Raw genomic sequence first — 17,515 nt, 5'->3', positions numbered from 1 at the left:
TTGAGCAACTTAATAATCGTCCGAGGAAGACACTTGGATTTGAAACGCCTGCAAAATTGATGCAGGATCACTTGGCGGCTAAAGCCGCCTAAACGTTATGCACTTCAGATTTGAATCCGCGTAATTTAATTATAAGGAAGTTGTATGTACACAGGTTCATGTTTATGTGGTGAGGTTACAGTAAAAATAACGGGTGCTATTACGAGTATTATCCATTGTCATTGTTCACTTTGCAGAAAAAATAGCGGAACCGCTTTTGCAACTAACGGGTTTATAAACGTGCATGAATTTTCAATTTCAACAGGTAATAATTTACTAAGTGAGTATTCTTTTAAAGCAGGGCGTACGCGTTATTTCTGTAAGTGTTGTGGTTCACCTATTTATAGTGCTAATGCGGATGATAAATCTCGGTATAGAATTCGCTTAGGTCTTATAGATTCAACGATTACAGAAAAGCCATTATCACATAATTTTGTGACTTCTAGGGCTAATTGGGAACTGCTAGAAACGAGCTTACCTTGTTACGATACATTTGAACCTGGCCGTTAAGTTTTATTTTGCTTCTATATGGTAAATAGTATTTATATTGCTATGCAAGTTTGGCGCTATGCTTTGCATTACTGTTGAGGCTTGTATTGCCTCTACCGTTATATGCTTTAACGAAAGGTTACTTAGTATAAGTACAATGTTTTTGTACTCATTAAACTCTATAAGTGCAATACAGTTAAAGTAATGGCGTAACAATACTAAAGTGGTTTGTAATTCTTGCCCTGTTTTGGAGTTTAGGTTAATGATTGCCTGGCCGCTTTTATTAATGCAGTGGTTAATGGCGTGCCAAAACGACTCGCTTTGAATAAACGTTTGGTGGTGCTCGCCACTAAATATATCTATGTAAATTAGGTCGTATTGTTGAGTGCATTGACTAATAAATTGCTGAGCACATTGCTGGTGCACAGTATGATCACTGGGTAATTTAAAAAATTGCTTAGCGATACTTATAACATCAGGGTTTATTTCTACACTTTCAAACGTATCAATTAAATTACGGCGGCTAGATTCAATGTGTTTAAGTGCGCGCTCTATTGCTGCAGTGCCTAAGCCCAAATTTAAAATACGTAGCTCACTAACCGGGGCTAATAAAAATAACAACATGCTTTGATATATTGGTACACATAATAGTTCAGGCCGGGCTTTGCTCATTACTCCTTGAAGGGTAGAGCCTAGCGGCGGATCGTTATTAAAAGTGAGCCATCTATAATCTTTATTTTGATAAACGCGTACCGGACCAAACTTACTGTCGGCATGATAGATTTGATTACTAAGCTTGGTATCGTTTTTTAATTGGCGCATAAAGTTTTTAATACATAAAGAAGCTAGTGTGACATAAATAAAATAACTATATTACTAAATATTGTAGTTGCTAATTATTTGGCTTAATTAAACCTTTAACCTGTACTCTAGCTTACTTTTTTGTGGTGCCTACCGCAAAAGTATTGCGCAATAAGCTTACTTGCGTAATGGTGATTATAATAAAAATAAGGAGCTATAAATGCTTAAAACACCTTTTAAAATAACAACAAAATTACTTAGCGTGAGTACCCTTACAGCTGCTTGTTTTGTGGGTTTAACTTCGCAAGCATTGGCAGCGGGCGAGATTAAATACACTGATCAACAAAAATTGCATGCTATAGCCGGTGATATTTCAGCGCAGCGTATTGGTGGCGATATTCAAACGCTGGTGGATTTTGGTACGCGCCATACATTATCAGACACTAAATCGGAAACCCGTGGCATTGGTGCAGCAAGGCGCTGGATAAAACAAGAGTTCGAAAAAATATCAGCACAATGCGGCGGATGCCTAGAGATTATTGAAGTAAAAGACACTATATCGGGCGAAAAACGAATTCCTGATGCAACCGAAGTGGTTAATATTGTCGCTATTCAGCGCGGTATAAGCGAGCCTAACCGTATGGTAATAATGTCGGGCGATATAGACTCACGCGTAAGCGATGTGATGGATTTTACTAGCGACTCGCCGGGGGCTAACGATAACGCCTCTGGTGTGGCGGGCGTAATAGAGGCGGCGCGTGTATTGAGTAAACATAAATTTAATGGCTCTGTGGTGTACGCGGCGCTGTCGGGCGAGGAGCAGGGTTTATTTGGTGGTAAAATTTTAACCGCTTATGCGCAAAAACACGACTGGCAAGTACACGCAGTACTAAACAACGACATGATAGGCAATATTACCGGGGTTAATGGCGTAACCGATAACACCACAGCGCGGATATTTTCTGAAGGTACGCGCGTAATAGAAACTAAAGAGCAAGCACGAACGCGGCGCTTTACGGGGGGCGAGGTTGACTCAGCTAGTCGTAACTTGGCGCGTTACATAGATACCATTGCCGACAGATACATTGCTAATTTAAATACTATGTTAGTTTATCGGTTAGACCGATTTGGTAGAGGTGGGCACCATAGACCTTTTAATGACGCGGGCTTTGCTGCAGTGCGCATTATGGAAACAAACGAGCATTACGATCGCCAGCATCAAGACTTACGCATTGAAAACGGCATTGAATATGGCGATACGATCAAAGGCGTTGATTTTGACTATGCGGCCAAATTAACCGCACTTAATGCTGTAAGTTTAGCGTCGATGGCGTGGGCACCAGCCCCTCCTAAAGACGTGAAAATCGCGGGTGCGGTAACGGCTAATACGCGTTTGTCGTGGCAGGCATCTAAAGACAATAATATAACCGGTTATCGTATTTATTGGCGTTATACCAGCGAGCCACAATGGCAGTTTAGTAAAACCGTGGGTAAGGTTACTCAAGCTACACTTAACAATGTAGTAATTGATAATTACTATTTTGGTGTTGCAGCCATTAATAAAGAAGGGATTGAGTCGCCGGTGGTATTTCCGGGGGATGTGGGCTCATTCGATCATAATATTAAAATAGTTAAGTAAAGCTTATGAATTTGGCTAAAAACCAAGCAAACAGCGGGTTTGAGGCCAAAAAATACTATTTTTGTACTTGCACCTTATTTGTTAAGCCCTTAAAGTGTTAAAAAAGAAGTAAAAGGTTATTAATAATGACACAACAAGAAAAAAAACCGTTAACAGCACAAGAACAAGCTCAAGTAGAGCAGCAAAATATATTATGGCAGCGTGAATGTTTTCAAAACGCACAAAAGCATTTAGCTGAAAAAGGCATTATGCCTAAAACGTTGATTGAAAAAGACAGTCGTTTTTTAGCCCCATTTTGTGCTCTATGGAAATTTAAGGCGCAAAACGGTAAAAACTATTGGGTAATTACCGGTCGTTTACCAACTGATCATGCTGAAGTGAGTGCTGCAAAAGATGCTCGCGATGCAATACGTTATTTTTCACTGCAATGGCAGTTAAAAGCTGATCAAATAATGCAAACAGGGGCGAGTGAAAAAACCAAGGTTGATTTTGCCAATTTACTGATCAATCGTGCCCATGGTTTATACGAAATGCACGAAAATGAACAACTGTGGGCTAACGAGCCTAAATAAGTTTAATATGTTTGTATAACAAATTAAAAAGCGAGCTACTTTATTTATTGTAGCTCGCTTTTTAATGCGTTAACGTAAATGGACGAGTTTCAAAGCTGGTAACAGGGCATTGCATTCGTAGCTTTGCAATGCCAGCCTCCATGAATACATTGCCTTGTTGGCTAAAGCCATTTTGTTTAAATAATTCAACTTCTTCTAAAATGCAGTTAATACTCAGTACTTCAATATTTTGCTCTGCAGCAAGTGAAACAATAAAGTTAAGTAGGGATTTGTAAACATTGCGATTGCGGTGGGCGGGTAATACAGCTATACGGCCTATAAGGCCATCGCTACACAGCCTGCCTGTGGCTACAGGAGACTGTGTGTCGTTGGTAATACAGGTGACAAGAATATGTTGGGCAAGTGGGTCTAGGTTGTCAAATTCAATATGTTTAGGAATATGTAACTCATAAACAAATACACGCTCTCTTATTTGCTGCAGTAGCGCTTTTTGGCTGTGCCAATCGACCTGTTCTACCCGGTAGTCCATAATACACCTCTAATTGAACCAAATACCCTCATTAATTAGTGTAGTGAATATTTCAATAAAAACTAGGCTTGGGGCCGTGTTTTTTAGCTGTTGCGCATTAAAACCTGTAAAATCAGTAAGTAACTTAACAGCATTCAAGTCACTATTTGGTACAGAGTAGTTTTCTCCGTTAACACTTACTAATAATTCATCAGCTGTTTGCTGATATATAGCACGCGTTCCACCTAGGCGTTCAAAGCTTATGTCGTCACTGTTTATTGCATCGGCTATTTGCGCCGCATTAAACGGTTGCTCAACAGGCATTAAGTCCATATCGTGCTTTGGTTGGCTTAAAGTTGTGCCAAGCCATTGTTTAAATAAGGTGTGGTCGTTTAGTAATGCCTGCATTAGCACTTTTACTTTATCAACCTCAGTATCGCTCAGCTCGCCCTTAGACTCTCTTAATGTAAGGTTGTGGTCGGTGTAACGCTTTTGTCCGCTTTCGGTATCAATAATATGATCGGCAAAGCTAGAGAGTAAATCTTGTTGATTTGGCGCTCTAAAACCCACCGAATAATTAAGGGCGTTTTCTACGGCATAACCTTCGTGCGGGCAACCTGGTGGAATATATAAAATATCGCCGGGTTCTAAAATACAATCAATAACCGCAGTAAACGCTTCTACTTGCAATAATGTTTTATTTTGGGTGAATTGTTTAAGGCTAGGATCTGGCAGGCCTACTCGCCAATGGCGTTTGCCTTCACCTTGAATAATAAATACATCGTATTGATCTAAATGCGGGCCAACACCACCGCCAGGCGTTGAATAGCTGATCATTAAATCATCTATGCGCCAGTTTGGGATAAATCGAAACGGCTCTAGCAGCTGTGCTGCATCGTTATGCCAATGATCAACCGCTTGTACTAATAAAGTAGAGTGTTGCTCTGTAAGCTGTTCAAAGTCTTCAAACGGCCCTTGGTGCGATTGCCATTCATTATTATGATTAGTAACAATACGCGACTCTATGCTGTCTTCCATTGCAAGGCCTGCAAGTTCATTCGCATCAAGCGGGTCCTGAAAATTACTAAAACCTTGTTTAATTAAGAGTGGTTTTTTTTGCCAGAACTGAGTTAAAAACTCTTGCTCTGATAAGTCATTTATTTTTAATTGATACATACAGTGGCCCTACAAATTAGTGCAAGTGGTATTAAAACAAAAAAAGCGAAAGGAGACCTTTCGCTTTTTCATTGATTTTAGTTTAGTTATTAAACTAAATCATCAATAAACTCAACAGCGCGGCCAATATAATTAGCAGGTGTTAGTTTTTTCATTTCTACTTTAGCGTGTTCAGGAAGGTCTAAACCATCGATGAAGTCTGCCATTATTTCTTGGTTTACACGTTTGCCACGGGTTAAGTCTTTAAGCTTTTCGTATGGCTTTTCGATACCGTACTTACGCATAACTGTTTGAATTGGCTCTGCTAGCAGTTCCCAGTTTTGATCAAGCTCTTCTAATAAACGTTGCTCGTTTACTTCAAGCTTACTTACACCTTTAAGTGTTGATTGGTATGCAATAAGTGCATAACCCATACCTACACCTAAGTTACGTAATACCGTTGAGTCGGTAAGATCACGTTGCCAGCGAGAAACAGGCAGCTTTTGTGCAAGGTGAGAAAAAATAGCATTTGCTAAACCTAAGTTACCTTCTGAGTTTTCAAAATCAATAGGGTTAACTTTATGTGGCATTGTTGATGAGCCAATTTCGCCAGCAATGGTTTTTTGCTTAAAGTGATTAAGGGCAATGTAACCCCACATGTCACGGTCAAAATCGAGCAGTATTGTGTTAAAACGGGCAATAGCATCAAAAAGCTCAGCAATGTAGTCATGCGGTTCAATTTGTGTAGTAAACGGGTTTAGAGTTAAACCTAGGCTTGATACAAATTTGTCTGCATGTGTGTGCCAATCGTAATCTGGGTATGCACTAAGGTGAGCGTTGTAGTTACCTACAGCACCGTTAACTTTACCTAGCATTTCTACTTGTGCGATTTGGTCGCGTTGGCGCTTTAAACGCATGTAAACGTTAGCAAACTCTTTACCCATAGTAGACGGTGTAGCAGGTTGCCCGTGCGTACGTGTCATCATAGGGATTGTTTTGTACTCAATCGCTTTTTCTTTAATTGCGCTAAGTAACTGATCGCAATATGGTAGTAATACATTATTGCGTGCTTCAGTTAGCATTAAACCATGCGATAGGTTGTTAATGTCTTCTGAGGTACATGCAAAATGAATAAATTCGTTAATTGCATGAAGCTCTGCGTTATCGGCTACTTTTTCTTTTAGAAGGTATTCAACCGCTTTAACGTCGTGATTTGTTGTGCGTTCAATATCTTTAACGCGCTGTGCATCAGCTTCGCTGAAGTTATCAACAATGGCGTTTAGTAATGCATTAGCTTGTTCGCTAAATGCAGGGACTTCTTTAATATCGCTCGCTGCAGCTAACGCTTGCAACCAACGCACTTCAACGGTTACGCGGTATTTGATTAGGCCAAATTCGCTGAAAATACTGCGTAGTTCAGTGGTTTTGCTGCCGTAGCGACCATCCACTGGAGAGATAGCCGTTAACGCTGAAAGCTCCATAATAACTCCTAAATTTTAGTTTGAACGATAATTAAATTTTTGCTTTAGCAATGGCGATTATTTTTCTTTTTGCAAAGAAAAAGTGACGGCGTTTACCGCCCATCTGTCGCCATAAAACTGCACTTCTAATGCCGGCTAATAATAATGCGCGGATTTTATTTTGAGTGAGCTGCTGCTTTAGTAACTCAGGTTTACCATAAACCTGTATACGGTGCCCAAGGGGGCTTAGCACCGTTGAGTATATATCCGCTAAACCGGCGACAACGCTCTCGTCGGTTATAGCAAAATGATCTAAACGTCGATGAATGTCATCAATACGTTTACCTAATTCGTTTAAGCTTTTGTCGTTTGCACTCAAGGCACGTTCTAGCTGCATTAAACCACCGACGTATTTTACAATTTCAACATCTTTTTGCGCGCCAGCACTTAGCTGTGCCAACAATGTTTTGTAGCCATCGCGTAGGTTATCTGTGCCTTGGTATACATCCTCTGGCGATGCCGGTGAGGTTTGAATAATACTCGAAAGTAGTATTTCTAAATCGTGTTCATTATTATTGCCGTATTGAGCAACTTTTTGAACTTGTTTAGCAACTTGGCACATGGCGGCAAGCGCCATGACTTGGTGTTCATTCATTACTTAATCACCGAATCAATAATACCACCACCTAAACACACATCTTCTGCGTAAAATACGGCAGATTGACCTGGAGTAACGGCTTTTTGTGGCTCGTCGAATAATACGCGTGCCATGCCGTCTTCGCCCACAAGTAGCGTACAGCTTAAGTCTTCTTGGCGGTAACGGGTTTTAACTGTGCAGCGAGTAGTGCCTTTAGGGCCAATTCGGTCAACCCAGTGCAATTGGTTAGCATTAAGGCCATTACTGTATAGACGAGGGTGATCTTTACCTTGGCCAACAATAAGTACATTTCGCTCAAGGTCTTTATCTACTACATACCATGGCTCGCCTGAGCCTTCTTTCATACCACCAATAAGTAAGCCTTTGCGTTGGCCTAGGGTGTGGTACATTAATCCTTCGTGCTCGCCTACATTGTTACCATCAGTGTCTTCGATAACACCGGGTTGGGCAGGTAAAAACTTTTGTAAAAAGTCTTTAAATTTGCGCTCACCAATAAAACATATACCTGTGCTGTCTTTTTTATCGTGAGTAATTAAGTCTTGCTCTTCAGCTATGCGGCGCACTTCTGGCTTAGCAATATCGCCAACAGGGAATAATGTTTGGCCAATATGTTCGTGGCTAAGCGTGTATAAAAAGTAACTTTGATCTTTATTATCATCTAACCCGCGGCACATAACGTATTTGTCATCGCGTAGTTCGCGGCGCACATAGTGGCCGGTGGCAATAAAGTCGGCGCCTAATGCTTGGGCAGCAAATTCTAAAAAGGCTTTAAACTTAATTTCTTTATTGCACATTATATCTGGATTAGGGGTGCGACCAGCTTTGTATTCAGCTAAAAAGTACTCAAATACGTTATCCCAATACTCAGCAGCAAAGTTAACTGTATGCAGTTCAATACCGAGTTTATCGCAAACTGCTTGGGCGTCTTTTAAATCATCAGCTGCGGCGCAATATTCATCATTGTCGTCTTCTTCCCAGTTCTTCATAAACAGGCCTTCTACCTGATAGCCTTGTTGCTTTAACAAATATGCAGATACAGAAGAATCAACACCGCCGGACATACCTACGATGACTTTAATGTGACTATTTTCGCTCATGAATAATTTCGCTTATACAGATTACTGTTATTAATAACATCTTGGAAAGGCCGCGATTATAGCATGTATTTAAGCAGCGCTTAAAGAGGCTTAGCTGTAATGCAGTGCTTTTGTAGTTATTTTTTATTTAGACTAAACTTATTTAGCAGTTAGAACGTATGACAAAGGCGAAAGTAAAATATATAAAAATGAATGTTAAGTTTTAAGAGGATTATAGCTTATAGCTTTACGTAGTAAGTTAGTGCTATATTTACATTGCTAGTTATTGTGTATTTGCTAAGTTTTAATATTATATGGTAATTAGAATTATTATAAATATAGTCAAAGGAATGAATATATGAATTATGCCTCTCACGTTAATAGAGTAAAATCTTTTATTGTAGATTACTCAAAAAAAACCGATATAAGTGAGTTGCTCAACAACCCGTTGAGTGAACTTAAAGAAACAGCTTATTATTTGTTTGATGAATTGATCACAATAACCCCCCCTATTTTTTTTCAAGAGCCGCATCCTATTGTTGAGTTATTTAAATTAATTGAACAGTCGTTGAGCCCTAATCTAAAAGTAGAAAAAGCATTATTAGAGCATTTAGAAACATGGTGGGTTGAATGGCACTTTGTAGCGACTATGAATGCCAAATTACTTAACGAACATAACGACCCACAACAAAAATATTTAATTGCTCACACGCATCATCCTATGCGTAATCACGAGCTGAGCCATTATGCAAAATTATTTACAGTGCTTCCTATGCCTATTTGTAATGTGTGCGTTGAAACGGGTGATATATTAAAAGTTAACCAGCGATATATTGATGTATTTGGTTTTACTATAAATGATACGCCCAATGTAGATACCTGGTGGGAAAAAGCCTACCCAGATATAGATAAAAGAAATACCGCTCGGGCATTATGGAACGCATCGCTTGCACAAGCCGAAAGTAATAAAGGCGATATTCCTGCAAACGACTACCAAATAACCTGCAAAAATGGTGAACAAGTCGTTATGCAGGTATCGGGTATTAGTATTGGTAACGAGTTTTTGATTGTTTATAACGACGCCACTGAGCGGATTAAAGCGCATGAGATTTTAAGCGAAATGGCGTTTTTAGATTCGTTAACCAAAATTGCCAATAGGCGCCGCTTTGATGAAAAAATTGTTGATGAATACTCTCGTGTTAAATTAGCAAACTGTCAGCTTTCACTCATTATAATTGATATTGATAACTTCAAAAACTTTAACGACCGTTACGGGCACATTGCAGGCGATAATTGCCTACACGCTGTGGCACAAAAAATTGCCGATACAGTGAGCCGACCAGAGGATTTTGTTGCCCGTTATGGGGGCGAAGAGTTTGTTGTATTACTTCCTCAAACAGATAAACAAGGGGCGTTATTTGTGGCTGAACAAATTCAAAAAGCAATTGAAATGCTGGCAATTGTGCATGAAGATAGCTTTACAGGATATTTATCAGTAAGCATGGGAATTAATACTGTTAATCATCATCAGTGTGATGATCATTTAACATTTATTCAAGCTGCCGATGATGCTCTTTACTATGCAAAAAACCAAGGGCGTAATTGTATTGCGCTAAGCCCAGGAAAATAGTGTAAACGCTAATTTAAAGTTAATAATGGCTTATAAATTAGCGATTGTAGGTTGGTTTACATCAGTTAGGTATGCTCTATACCTGTAAGCACTTTATACTCGCCGTTATTAATGCCATCTAGGGTATATTTACCAATACTATAGCGAATTAAGCGCAAAGTAGGGTGGCCAATATGAGCTGTCATGCGCCTAACTTGGCGGTTACGCCCTTCACTTATTGTTATGCTGAGCCAAGTTGTAGGTATTAATTTTCGCTCTCTTACTGGCGGATTACGCGCCCATACTGTTGGCTCACTGATGATGCTCACTTTAGCGGGTAATGTAAGGCCATCTTTTAATTCTACGCCTTTACATAATGCAGCAATTGACTCTGAGCTTGGCTCACCTTCTACCTGAACCCAGTAAGTTTTACTGGTTTTTTTACCCGGTGCGGTTAGGGTGTTTTGTAATTTACCGCAATTGGTGAGCAGTAATAAACCTTCACTGTCTCTGTCGAGTCTGCCTGCAGCGTAAACTTCTTTTATAGGAATAAATTCAGCAAGGGTTTTTCTGTTGGCATCATCAGTAAATTGACATAAAACGTCGAAAGGCTTATTAAATAAGACTATTTTTATATCTTGCGCAGCTATTGCTGGTTTTATTTCTCTTTTTGAAGCGACGCTTTTTAGCGCGCTGCGAGAATAGGTTCTGCCAGTATTACGTTTGGGTTTAGCTGTGTGGTCTTGCTTATTAGCTGACTTATTATTCATTATATGCACCTGGCAGGTTTTGGTAAGCCGGCAATTTTAGTCGCTTGTTTTGCCGGGCCTTTAGGAAATAATTTATATAAATATAGGCTATTACCTTTATCTTCACCGAGCGCTTTAGCCATCGCTTTTACCAGCATTCTGATAGCGGGGCTGGTGTTGTATTCAAGGTAAAAGTTGCGCACAAAGTTAATTACTTCCCAATGCTGCTCAGTTAAATTAATGTTTTCTTGCTGTGCAATAATGGGCGCTAATTCTTTTGACCATAAAGTATGGTCAAGTAAATAACCTTGTTTGTCTGTTTCAAGCTGTTGGTTGTTAATTTCAAGCATAAGTTACCAGGTAATAGATTGATTGGTTGATAAGCTAAGGGTTACAAATTCGTCATAGCTAATTACTTTATCGTTATCATTAAGTTTAATAGCGCGGGCATTCGCATCAGGCGCTAAAATAAACAATGAGTCGGCAAATTGTCGATACTGTTTTACTGCATAACAGGCATCCCCAACTAGAAGTACAATATCGGTTGCTTGAATTAGGTTTTCTAATCGATTTGCGCTGTAGTAGCTAAGGGGTTTAGAAAATATATGTAAGGTGCTCAAAGCATTAGTTTGTAGGTTACTCATAGGTTCACCACATGTTGCTGGGTTTTAATTAGCGTTTTTTGCTGATCAAAGTTTAGTGCTTGCACATCTAACAATAAATCATTTTTGTTTAGGCCATAATCGAGCAGTGACTTTTCGCAGACGTAAATATTTTCAACGTCATAAATTTCTAATGTTTTAATGTTTTTAAAAAAATCTTTTATACCCAGCATATTTGGTTGTTGTTGCTTTTTTAATGCCAGTACAGCTGGGCCACTAAATAGCCAACTGATATTCTGATCGACAGCTGCAAATATGAGGGTCATGTCTAGGGCGTCGCGAATATGCAAGTCATCAAAAGGGCTGCATTGGCTCATTACGAGTACGTTAATCATTTAAACTGTATCCATTTGTCGGCATCACTAGCAAGCATGGCAAATTCAGCAAGCCCAGCAACATTAAACACATTGGTGTGTTTAATGTCTAACCCCCGTTTTTCAGCGGCGGTTACACATAACATTAAATTAATTTTTTGATCGGCTAATTGCTGCCATAACATCGGAATTTGTAGCTCATCAGTGGGAAGATCAAAGTGGTTTGATGCATGATAAACCCCTTGCTGATATAAAAATATAGCGTCTATGGTGTGTCCTTGCGCTAAGCAAGCGTGCGCAAATTTAACTAAACGCTGCGTAGTATCGTGATCAGAGGGTGGAGTATGTAAAGACAAGACGAAACGCGACAAAATTATTCCAAAAAAAAGCCCCAATTAAGGGGCTATTTTAACAGAACTTTTTAATTAGTCATTATTTGCGCCAAGCAGAGCAAGTAATGAAGTAAATAAGTTATATACACTTAGGTAAAGTGACACAGTTGCGCGAATATAATTTGTTTCGCCACCGTTAATAATACGGCTGGTATCAAATAAAATTAAACCAGACATAATTAATACCACAGCAGCATTAAGTACCATAAACATCAGTGAACTACCGATGAAAATATTAACAATGCTTGCCACAATAACAACGATTAAACCAACCGTTAAAAAGCCACCCATAAATGAGAAGTCTTTTTTAGTGTTAAGTGCATAAGCCGATAAACCAAAAAATATCAGCGCGGTAGAGCCCAGCGCTTGCATAATTAGCATAGGGCCATTAGGCATTTCTGCATAGTGGTTAAGCATTGGGCCAAGGCCTGCGCCCATTAAGCCGGTAAAAGCAAATACCCAAAATACACCAGATGCAGTTTCTGCTTTTTTATTTACTACAAATAATAAGCCGAACGAGACAAGTGTGAACACTAATCCCATAAAGTATGGTAACTGTAGTGCCATTGAAATACCCGCTGTAACAGCGCTAAATGCGAGTGTCATAGCAAGTAATAGGTAGGTGTTTTTAAGCACCTTGTTTGTTTCAATGGTAGACATTACCGGTTTAGCGGTATTGTACGATTGATTAAACGCCATTGTAGAGCTCCTGTGGTTGAAACTGAGTAGTTCCGATAATTTAACTAAATTTAGATTAACAACTCTTATATGTTTGGGCAAACCTTTGTAGTTCAATAGAGTGAAATATTTAAATAAAAGTTCAATTACAATTAATACAGGCCACTTTTGCTTTAACTTTAAACAAATTAGTTGTTTTTTAATCACTTAAACAATTAATTTAAAATAAAGCTTCACAAACCTCTGCGCTTTCCCTATTATTCAGGCCGTGCGGAGAGATGGCAGAGTGGTCGAATGCACCGGTCTTGAAAACCGGCATGGGTTTATAGCCCATCTAGGGTTCAAATCCCTATCTCTCCACCACTTATTTAACAAATAAATGGTGTTTTGGTTTTTAAAATCAATAATAAGCATTTATTTAAAATAGTTTAAAATACACTCTTATTTTTAACTATAGCAGTATCGGAGAGATGGCAGAGTGGTCGAATGCACCGGTCTTGAAAACCGGCATGGGTTTATAGCCCATCTAGGGTTCAAATCCCTATCTCTCCACCATATAACAAAACAGCCCGCTTAATTAGCGGGCTTTTTTGTACCTCATATAAAATAACGCGTTTGTTTTGTAAGTTTAAATTACGACCATAGTCTCTATTTATAAGCTACCTCGCTTAGGGCATGCTTATATTATTGAGGCTTATGTTTGTATATTTAAGGATTTTACGATGAAACATCAACTTGCAAAAAGTGTCGGGCTTTCATTACTCTCCCCAATCATTATTGGTGGTATGTTGGGTGTTTATTATGGCCTTGCTATGAGTGGCGACTTTTTATCAATATTTTTTCAATTATTGATGACGGCAATAGCAAACGCACATATTGTAGGGTTAACGATGGCCGCATTTGTAGTGCCAGGTTACTTACTTATGTTTAAGTACGCTAAAGTAAATTATTCAGGGGTTTTAACGCTTGGTTTATTAGGCGGCGCTATTTTTAGTTACTTACTTAGTGCTACTACGGGCGAGATATTTTTAATAAATAGTGTGATGTCTGGGTTTGCTGCAGGGCTGTTTTTGTTTGGGCTGCGTAAAACCGCAAAAAAATAATCGTAGCATTATTAAGCAAGCATGCTGATAAAGCGTGCATTTTCCTTTTTTTTAGCCGCAAAAGGTTTCAATTTTTCACGACAAAGAGTACCTTTAGCTACTGTATGTTTAATAAGAAGTAGTTTGGTATGCAAAAGCACGATTTTTACCAGTCATTAGTTAAGCAAACGCAATCGCTGATAGGCGGTGAATCGAATGTAATTGCTAATATGGCAAATATAAGCGCGCTGTTATTTACTTCATTAGATGATGTAAATTGGGCGGGCTTTTATTTTATGGATTCACCTACCGAATTAGTGCTTGGTCCGTTTCAAGGTAACCCAGCTTGCATTCGAATTCCGGTAGGAAAGGGTGTATGTGGAACCGCCGCTGCAACCGGACAAACACAATTAATAGAAGATGTTCACGCTTTTGATGGGCATATAGCCTGTGATGCAGCGTCAAATTCTGAAGTAGTTGTACCTATTATGAAAGCTGGTAAAGTATTTGCTGTACTTGATATAGATAGCCCAAGTATTAGCCGATTTGATACTGACGATCAAGCGGGTCTTGAAGCATTAGTAAAATGCTTAGAGGCAAGCCTATAATGAAAGACTTGCTAAATGTTCAAGACTACCTTTTTGCCGTACAAGATGTGGGCGATTGGGAAGGCGATGAAGAACATGTAGCGGAAACGCTCAATGATTTGATTCATATTGCTTGGGATCGTCTACCAGACGAAGCCGAGTGTGAATTTATCGATGAAACAATTAATGGTATTTGGGAACACCTTCGTGGTGATATGGCTGTAATTGAGGCCGACTTCGAAGAATTGGTCGACTGGGTAATACACTATGTTGATTCGTCCCTTGATGAAAAGATGTGAAAAATAGGTTCTAAAATGGAAACCACAAACAAGCTAAAAGATATGAACGAAGTGTTGGAATTTTTATATCAAGAATTCCCGCAGTGTTTTAAACAAAAAGACGGTATCAAACCGCTTAAAGTCGGTATTTTTAAAGATATTGCTGAGCGTATTGAAGGGTCTGAAAAAGTAAGCAAGACTCAAGTGCGCCAAGCGCTTAGAAAATACACGTCTAACTGGCGTTATTTAGAAGCTGTGACTAAGTCAGAGTTTCGTATTGATCTTGATGGTAATCAAGCTGAAAAAGTTGAGCAAGAGCATATCGACCATGCACAAAAAGCATTGGAAGAAAGCCGCGCGAAAATGGCTAAACGCAAAAAGCAGCAACGTCCGCGTCCAGATGCAGATGCAAAATCTTTCAAAAAGAAACCTGCTCATGCCGCTAAAAATGCTACTTCAGCAGATAAAACAGCTAAAGCCGCACCGGTTAAGCGTTCAGGAAAAATTGAACCTTTACCAGCAAGTGAGGTCAAGGTTAATAATAAGGTTAAGGTTAAACTTGGCCAAGCACTTGTTAATGCAATAATCACTGAAGTGAACAAAGACGACGTTCATGTTGAATTAGTGACTGGTATGCAAGTTAAAACCAAAGCTGACAGCTTATACATTATTTAAGCTGAAAATAAATTAAGGAGTTGTGTATGAGTAAAAAGTTTACGCTCATTCCGTTAGTTGCTGCCCTGTTTTCAGGTTCATTATTTGCTGCCGTTGAAGCCGTTACGTTAAAAGACTTACCGTTGCTCAAGCAAGAAAGTCAACATGCTACAGCCAGCAAACGAGTGGTTAACTTATTTACTCGTTCACACTATACACCGGTTCGATTTAACGATGAGCTTTCAAGTAAAGTGTACGATCGTTATATCGAATCCCTTGATTTTAATAAAAGTGTATTCTTAGCCAGCGATATTGCGTCATTTGAGCAATATCGTAATGGCTTTGATAACGCATTGGTAACCGGCAAGTTAGGCTTTACGTTTGATATTTTTAACCTAAGCCTTAAACGTCGCTTTGAGCGTTATGATTACTCGCTTTCATTACTTGAAAATGAGATGACGTTTGATAAACAAGATGAATACTTTTTTGATCGAGAAGATGCTGATTGGGTAACCACCCAAGACGAACTTGATGAAATATGGCGTGAGCGCGTTAAATATGACGCACTACGCTTAAAAATGACCGGTAAAGATTGGGAAGGTATAAAGGATGTACTTGTAAAGCGCTATAAAAATGCACAAAAGCGTTTAGTACAATCAAAATCCGAAGATGCCTTTCAAATAGTAATGAATTCGCTTGCACGCAGTATAGAGGCGCATACCTCTTATTTATCGCCGCGCCGTGCAGAGCAATTTAAAATGGATATGGACCTAGAGCTTGAAGGCATAGGTGCAGTATTAAGCCCAGACGAAGACTATACCGTTATTCGCAGTTTAGTACCGGGTGGTCCTGCCGATAAATCACAACAAATTAAAGCCGATGACCGCATTATTGGCGTTGCCCAAGACGGTAAAGAGTTTGTTGATGTGATAGGTTGGCGCTTAGATGACGTGGTTGATTTAATTAAAGGCCCTAAAGGTACAAAAGTACGTTTACAGTATCTAAAAGGCGCTGATGCGCACGGTACGCCTAAAATAGTTGAAATAACCCGAGATAAAATACGCCTAGAAGACAGAGCAGCCAAATCTGAAGTGTTTGAAGCACAGTATTCCGATTTAACCAGTAAAATAGGCGTTATTGAAATACCTGGCTTTTATAATAACTTGTCGCAAGATGTAAAAGTTGAACTAGCTAAACTAAAAGAAGCTAAAGTAGACGGTGTTATTATAGATTTACGTCAAAATGGTGGTGGTTCTTTATACGAGGCAACACAGCTTTCTGGATTGTTTTTCGACCAAGGTCCTGTGGTACAAATTCACACTCTTAATAATCGTATTGAAGAGCAGAAAGACCGCGATGGTATTACGTACTACGATGGCCCGTTAACTGTTCTAGTAGACAGATACAGTGCATCTGCTTCTGAAATTTTTGCAGCAGCGATACAAGATTATGGTCGCGGTATTGTGATTGGCGAGCAAACCTTTGGTAAAGGCACTGTACAACAGCACAAAGGCTTAGGGCGAGCGTACGACCTGTACGACAACGAGCTTGGCAGTGTGCAGTATACAATTGCTAAGTTTTACCGCATAAATGGTGGTAGCACACAACACAAAGGCGTTATTCCTGATATTTCGTTTCCATCTGCAATCGATCCCGCAGAGTGGGGAGAAAGCAAACAAGATAATGCACTGCCGTGGGATAGCATAGTACGCGCTAGATACCAAGAAATGGGTGACTTAAAACCGATTATTACGTATTTAGATAAGCAACATGCGCAGCGTATTCAGTCAGAGCCAGAGTTTAATTATGTATTTGAAGACATTACTCGCTACAACGAAGAGAAAGACCGCAAAACTATTTCGTTAGTAGAAGCTCAGCGTATTAAAGAAAAAGATGAAAATGAAGCACGCGCTTTAGTGCGTACTAATGAGCGTTTAGCGCGTTTAGGTGAAAAACCAATCGAAAACCTAGATGATGTGCCGGAAGTAATTGAAAAGCTGGATCCATTTTTAGAGGAAGCAGCCCTGATCACTCAAGACTATATTAAATACGGGCGTATAGCCAAAAAGTAATAATTGGTTTACCTCTATAAAAAAAGGCGCAATTGCGCCTT

At 39.4% G+C, this 17,515-nt stretch carries 21 protein-coding genes and 2 tRNA genes; 11 read left to right on the top strand and 12 right to left on the bottom strand.

What is annotated here, in order from left to right; all coding sequences use genetic code 11:
* Positions 1-144 precede the first annotated feature (144 nt).
* The gene (locus tag I6E78_RS13845; protein ID WP_197182714.1) at positions 145-549 is read left to right on the top strand and encodes a GFA family protein; all 405 of its coding nucleotides are present in this window, start codon (positions 145-147) and stop codon (positions 547-549) included.
* Between the two features lie 3 nt (positions 550-552).
* On the opposite strand, the gene I6E78_RS13840 is transcribed toward I6E78_RS13845, so the two are convergent.
* Positions 553-1,350 (bottom strand): spermidine synthase, encoded by a 798-nt coding sequence (locus I6E78_RS13840; protein ID WP_197182713.1) that lies wholly within the window; start codon positions 1,348-1,350, stop codon positions 553-555.
* A 199-nt stretch (positions 1,351-1,549) separates the two neighbouring features.
* Between I6E78_RS13840 and I6E78_RS13835 the strand changes: the two genes are divergently transcribed.
* A complete protein-coding gene (locus tag I6E78_RS13835) occupies positions 1,550-2,968 on the top strand; it encodes a M28 family metallopeptidase (RefSeq protein WP_086998636.1) in 1,419 nt (472 codons plus the stop codon).
* A gap of 125 nt (positions 2,969-3,093) precedes the next feature.
* Positions 3,094-3,540 (top strand): DUF4826 family protein, encoded by a 447-nt coding sequence (locus I6E78_RS13830; RefSeq protein WP_086998633.1) that lies wholly within the window; start codon positions 3,094-3,096, stop codon positions 3,538-3,540.
* A 61-nt stretch (positions 3,541-3,601) separates the two neighbouring features.
* On the opposite strand, the gene I6E78_RS13825 is transcribed toward I6E78_RS13830, so the two are convergent.
* The 5 genes from I6E78_RS13825 to mnmA all read right to left on the bottom strand — a co-directional run bounded on the left by I6E78_RS13825 (position 3,602) and on the right by mnmA (position 8,418).
* Positions 3,602-4,069: a GNAT family N-acetyltransferase gene (locus tag I6E78_RS13825; protein WP_197182712.1), complete on the bottom strand. Its 468-nt coding sequence runs from the start codon at positions 4,067-4,069 to the stop codon at positions 3,602-3,604.
* A gap of 9 nt (positions 4,070-4,078) precedes the next feature.
* The gene (locus I6E78_RS13820; protein WP_011328371.1) at positions 4,079-5,224 is read right to left on the bottom strand and encodes a cupin domain-containing protein; all 1,146 of its coding nucleotides are present in this window, start codon (positions 5,222-5,224) and stop codon (positions 4,079-4,081) included.
* Positions 5,225-5,313: 89 nt separating this feature from the next.
* A complete protein-coding gene (gene purB / locus I6E78_RS13815) occupies positions 5,314-6,684 on the bottom strand; it encodes an adenylosuccinate lyase (protein WP_011328370.1) in 1,371 nt (456 codons plus the stop codon).
* Between the two features lie 31 nt (positions 6,685-6,715).
* Positions 6,716-7,318: a high frequency lysogenization protein HflD gene (hflD, locus tag I6E78_RS13810; protein ID WP_058373517.1), complete on the bottom strand. Its 603-nt coding sequence runs from the start codon at positions 7,316-7,318 to the stop codon at positions 6,716-6,718.
* A complete protein-coding gene (gene mnmA, locus I6E78_RS13805; protein ID WP_011328368.1) occupies positions 7,318-8,418 on the bottom strand; it encodes a tRNA 2-thiouridine(34) synthase MnmA in 1,101 nt (366 codons plus the stop codon). The genes hflD and mnmA overlap by 1 nt, the downstream gene beginning before the upstream one ends.
* Before the next feature lie 337 nt (positions 8,419-8,755).
* On the opposite strand from mnmA, the gene I6E78_RS13800 reads away from it, so the two are divergent.
* Positions 8,756-10,027, top strand: a complete 1,272-nt coding sequence (locus I6E78_RS13800) for a sensor domain-containing diguanylate cyclase (protein ID WP_197182711.1) — start codon at positions 8,756-8,758, stop codon at positions 10,025-10,027.
* A 65-nt stretch (positions 10,028-10,092) separates the two neighbouring features.
* On the opposite strand, the gene I6E78_RS13795 is transcribed toward I6E78_RS13800, so the two are convergent.
* The 6 genes from I6E78_RS13795 to I6E78_RS13770 are packed head-to-tail and all read right to left on the bottom strand — an operon-like array spanning position 10,093 to position 12,822.
* Positions 10,093-10,776, bottom strand: a complete 684-nt coding sequence (locus I6E78_RS13795; protein ID WP_197182710.1) for a pseudouridine synthase — start codon at positions 10,774-10,776, stop codon at positions 10,093-10,095.
* A complete protein-coding gene (locus tag I6E78_RS13790) occupies positions 10,776-11,105 on the bottom strand; it encodes a TusE/DsrC/DsvC family sulfur relay protein (protein ID WP_058373513.1) in 330 nt (109 codons plus the stop codon). The genes I6E78_RS13795 and I6E78_RS13790 overlap by 1 nt, the downstream gene beginning before the upstream one ends.
* Before the next feature lie 3 nt (positions 11,106-11,108).
* Positions 11,109-11,375 (bottom strand): sulfurtransferase complex subunit TusB, encoded by a 267-nt coding sequence (tusB, locus tag I6E78_RS13785; protein ID WP_197182716.1) that lies wholly within the window; start codon positions 11,373-11,375, stop codon positions 11,109-11,111.
* Between the two features lie 20 nt (positions 11,376-11,395).
* The gene (gene tusC, locus I6E78_RS13780; RefSeq protein WP_058373512.1) at positions 11,396-11,752 is read right to left on the bottom strand and encodes a sulfurtransferase complex subunit TusC; all 357 of its coding nucleotides are present in this window, start codon (positions 11,750-11,752) and stop codon (positions 11,396-11,398) included.
* Positions 11,749-12,102 carry a sulfurtransferase complex subunit TusD gene (tusD, locus tag I6E78_RS13775; protein ID WP_011328362.1) on the bottom strand — a complete coding sequence of 118 codons (354 nt, stop codon included), beginning with the start codon at positions 12,100-12,102 and terminating at the stop codon, positions 11,749-11,751. The genes tusC and tusD overlap by 4 nt, the downstream gene beginning before the upstream one ends.
* A 54-nt stretch (positions 12,103-12,156) precedes the next feature.
* Entirely contained in the window at positions 12,157-12,822 is a 666-nt protein-coding gene (locus I6E78_RS13770) for a Bax inhibitor-1/YccA family protein (RefSeq protein ID WP_041454448.1), read from the bottom strand.
* A 251-nt stretch (positions 12,823-13,073) separates the two neighbouring features.
* Here I6E78_RS13770 and I6E78_RS13765 point away from each other — a divergent pair.
* From I6E78_RS13765 to prc, 7 genes are all read left to right on the top strand, one after another.
* Positions 13,074-13,164 (top strand) — tRNA-Ser (locus I6E78_RS13765).
* 101 nt (positions 13,165-13,265) lie between these two features.
* A tRNA-Ser gene (locus I6E78_RS13760) sits at positions 13,266-13,356 on the top strand.
* A gap of 167 nt (positions 13,357-13,523) precedes the next feature.
* Positions 13,524-13,904, top strand: a complete 381-nt coding sequence (locus tag I6E78_RS13755; RefSeq protein WP_011328360.1) for a hypothetical protein — start codon at positions 13,524-13,526, stop codon at positions 13,902-13,904.
* Between the two features lie 128 nt (positions 13,905-14,032).
* The gene (locus I6E78_RS13750; protein WP_011328359.1) at positions 14,033-14,491 is read left to right on the top strand and encodes a GAF domain-containing protein; all 459 of its coding nucleotides are present in this window, start codon (positions 14,033-14,035) and stop codon (positions 14,489-14,491) included.
* Positions 14,491-14,769, top strand: a complete 279-nt coding sequence (locus tag I6E78_RS13745) for a hypothetical protein (protein WP_011328358.1) — start codon at positions 14,491-14,493, stop codon at positions 14,767-14,769. Before I6E78_RS13750 ends, I6E78_RS13745 begins: the two co-directional genes overlap by 1 nt.
* Before the next feature lie 15 nt (positions 14,770-14,784).
* Complete coding sequence (gene proQ / locus I6E78_RS13740) at positions 14,785-15,423, top strand: RNA chaperone ProQ (RefSeq protein ID WP_086998613.1); 639 nt, start codon at positions 14,785-14,787, stop codon at positions 15,421-15,423.
* Between the two features lie 26 nt (positions 15,424-15,449).
* Complete coding sequence (prc, locus tag I6E78_RS13735; protein WP_011328356.1) at positions 15,450-17,474, top strand: carboxy terminal-processing peptidase; 2,025 nt, start codon at positions 15,450-15,452, stop codon at positions 17,472-17,474.
* Positions 17,475-17,515: the final 41 nt, after the last annotated feature.

Origin of the sequence: Pseudoalteromonas sp. NZS127, assembly GCF_015864805.1 — a bacterium.
In the GTDB taxonomy this organism is placed as follows: Bacteria; Pseudomonadota; Gammaproteobacteria; order Enterobacterales; family Alteromonadaceae; genus Pseudoalteromonas; species Pseudoalteromonas nigrifaciens.
This window is presented reverse-complemented; position numbering and strand designations above follow the sequence as displayed.

Coding starts and splice junctions, on each gene's coding strand:
- I6E78_RS13845 (WP_197182714.1), top strand. CDS start 145: ATGTACACAGGTTCATGTTTATGTGGTGAGGTTACAGTAAAAATAACG.
- I6E78_RS13840 (WP_197182713.1), bottom strand. CDS start 1,350: ATGCGCCAATTAAAAAACGATACCAAGCTTAGTAATCAAATCTATCAT.
- I6E78_RS13835 (WP_086998636.1), top strand. CDS start 1,550: ATGCTTAAAACACCTTTTAAAATAACAACAAAATTACTTAGCGTGAGT.
- I6E78_RS13830 (WP_086998633.1), top strand. CDS start 3,094: ATGACACAACAAGAAAAAAAACCGTTAACAGCACAAGAACAAGCTCAA.
- I6E78_RS13825 (WP_197182712.1), bottom strand. CDS start 4,069: ATGGACTACCGGGTAGAACAGGTCGATTGGCACAGCCAAAAAGCGCTA.
- I6E78_RS13820 (WP_011328371.1), bottom strand. CDS start 5,224: ATGTATCAATTAAAAATAAATGACTTATCAGAGCAAGAGTTTTTAACT.
- purB (WP_011328370.1), bottom strand. CDS start 6,684: ATGGAGCTTTCAGCGTTAACGGCTATCTCTCCAGTGGATGGTCGCTAC.
- hflD (WP_058373517.1), bottom strand. CDS start 7,318: ATGAATGAACACCAAGTCATGGCGCTTGCCGCCATGTGCCAAGTTGCT.
- mnmA (WP_011328368.1), bottom strand. CDS start 8,418: ATGAGCGAAAATAGTCACATTAAAGTCATCGTAGGTATGTCCGGCGGT.
- I6E78_RS13800 (WP_197182711.1), top strand. CDS start 8,756: ATGAATTATGCCTCTCACGTTAATAGAGTAAAATCTTTTATTGTAGAT.
- I6E78_RS13795 (WP_197182710.1), bottom strand. CDS start 10,776: ATGAATAATAAGTCAGCTAATAAGCAAGACCACACAGCTAAACCCAAA.
- I6E78_RS13790 (WP_058373513.1), bottom strand. CDS start 11,105: ATGCTTGAAATTAACAACCAACAGCTTGAAACAGACAAACAAGGTTAT.
- tusC (WP_058373512.1), bottom strand. CDS start 11,752: ATGATTAACGTACTCGTAATGAGCCAATGCAGCCCTTTTGATGACTTG.
- I6E78_RS13770 (WP_041454448.1), bottom strand. CDS start 12,822: ATGGCGTTTAATCAATCGTACAATACCGCTAAACCGGTAATGTCTACC.
- I6E78_RS13755 (WP_011328360.1), top strand. CDS start 13,524: ATGAAACATCAACTTGCAAAAAGTGTCGGGCTTTCATTACTCTCCCCA.
- I6E78_RS13750 (WP_011328359.1), top strand. CDS start 14,033: ATGCAAAAGCACGATTTTTACCAGTCATTAGTTAAGCAAACGCAATCG.
- I6E78_RS13745 (WP_011328358.1), top strand. CDS start 14,491: ATGAAAGACTTGCTAAATGTTCAAGACTACCTTTTTGCCGTACAAGAT.
- proQ (WP_086998613.1), top strand. CDS start 14,785: ATGGAAACCACAAACAAGCTAAAAGATATGAACGAAGTGTTGGAATTT.
- prc (WP_011328356.1), top strand. CDS start 15,450: ATGAGTAAAAAGTTTACGCTCATTCCGTTAGTTGCTGCCCTGTTTTCA.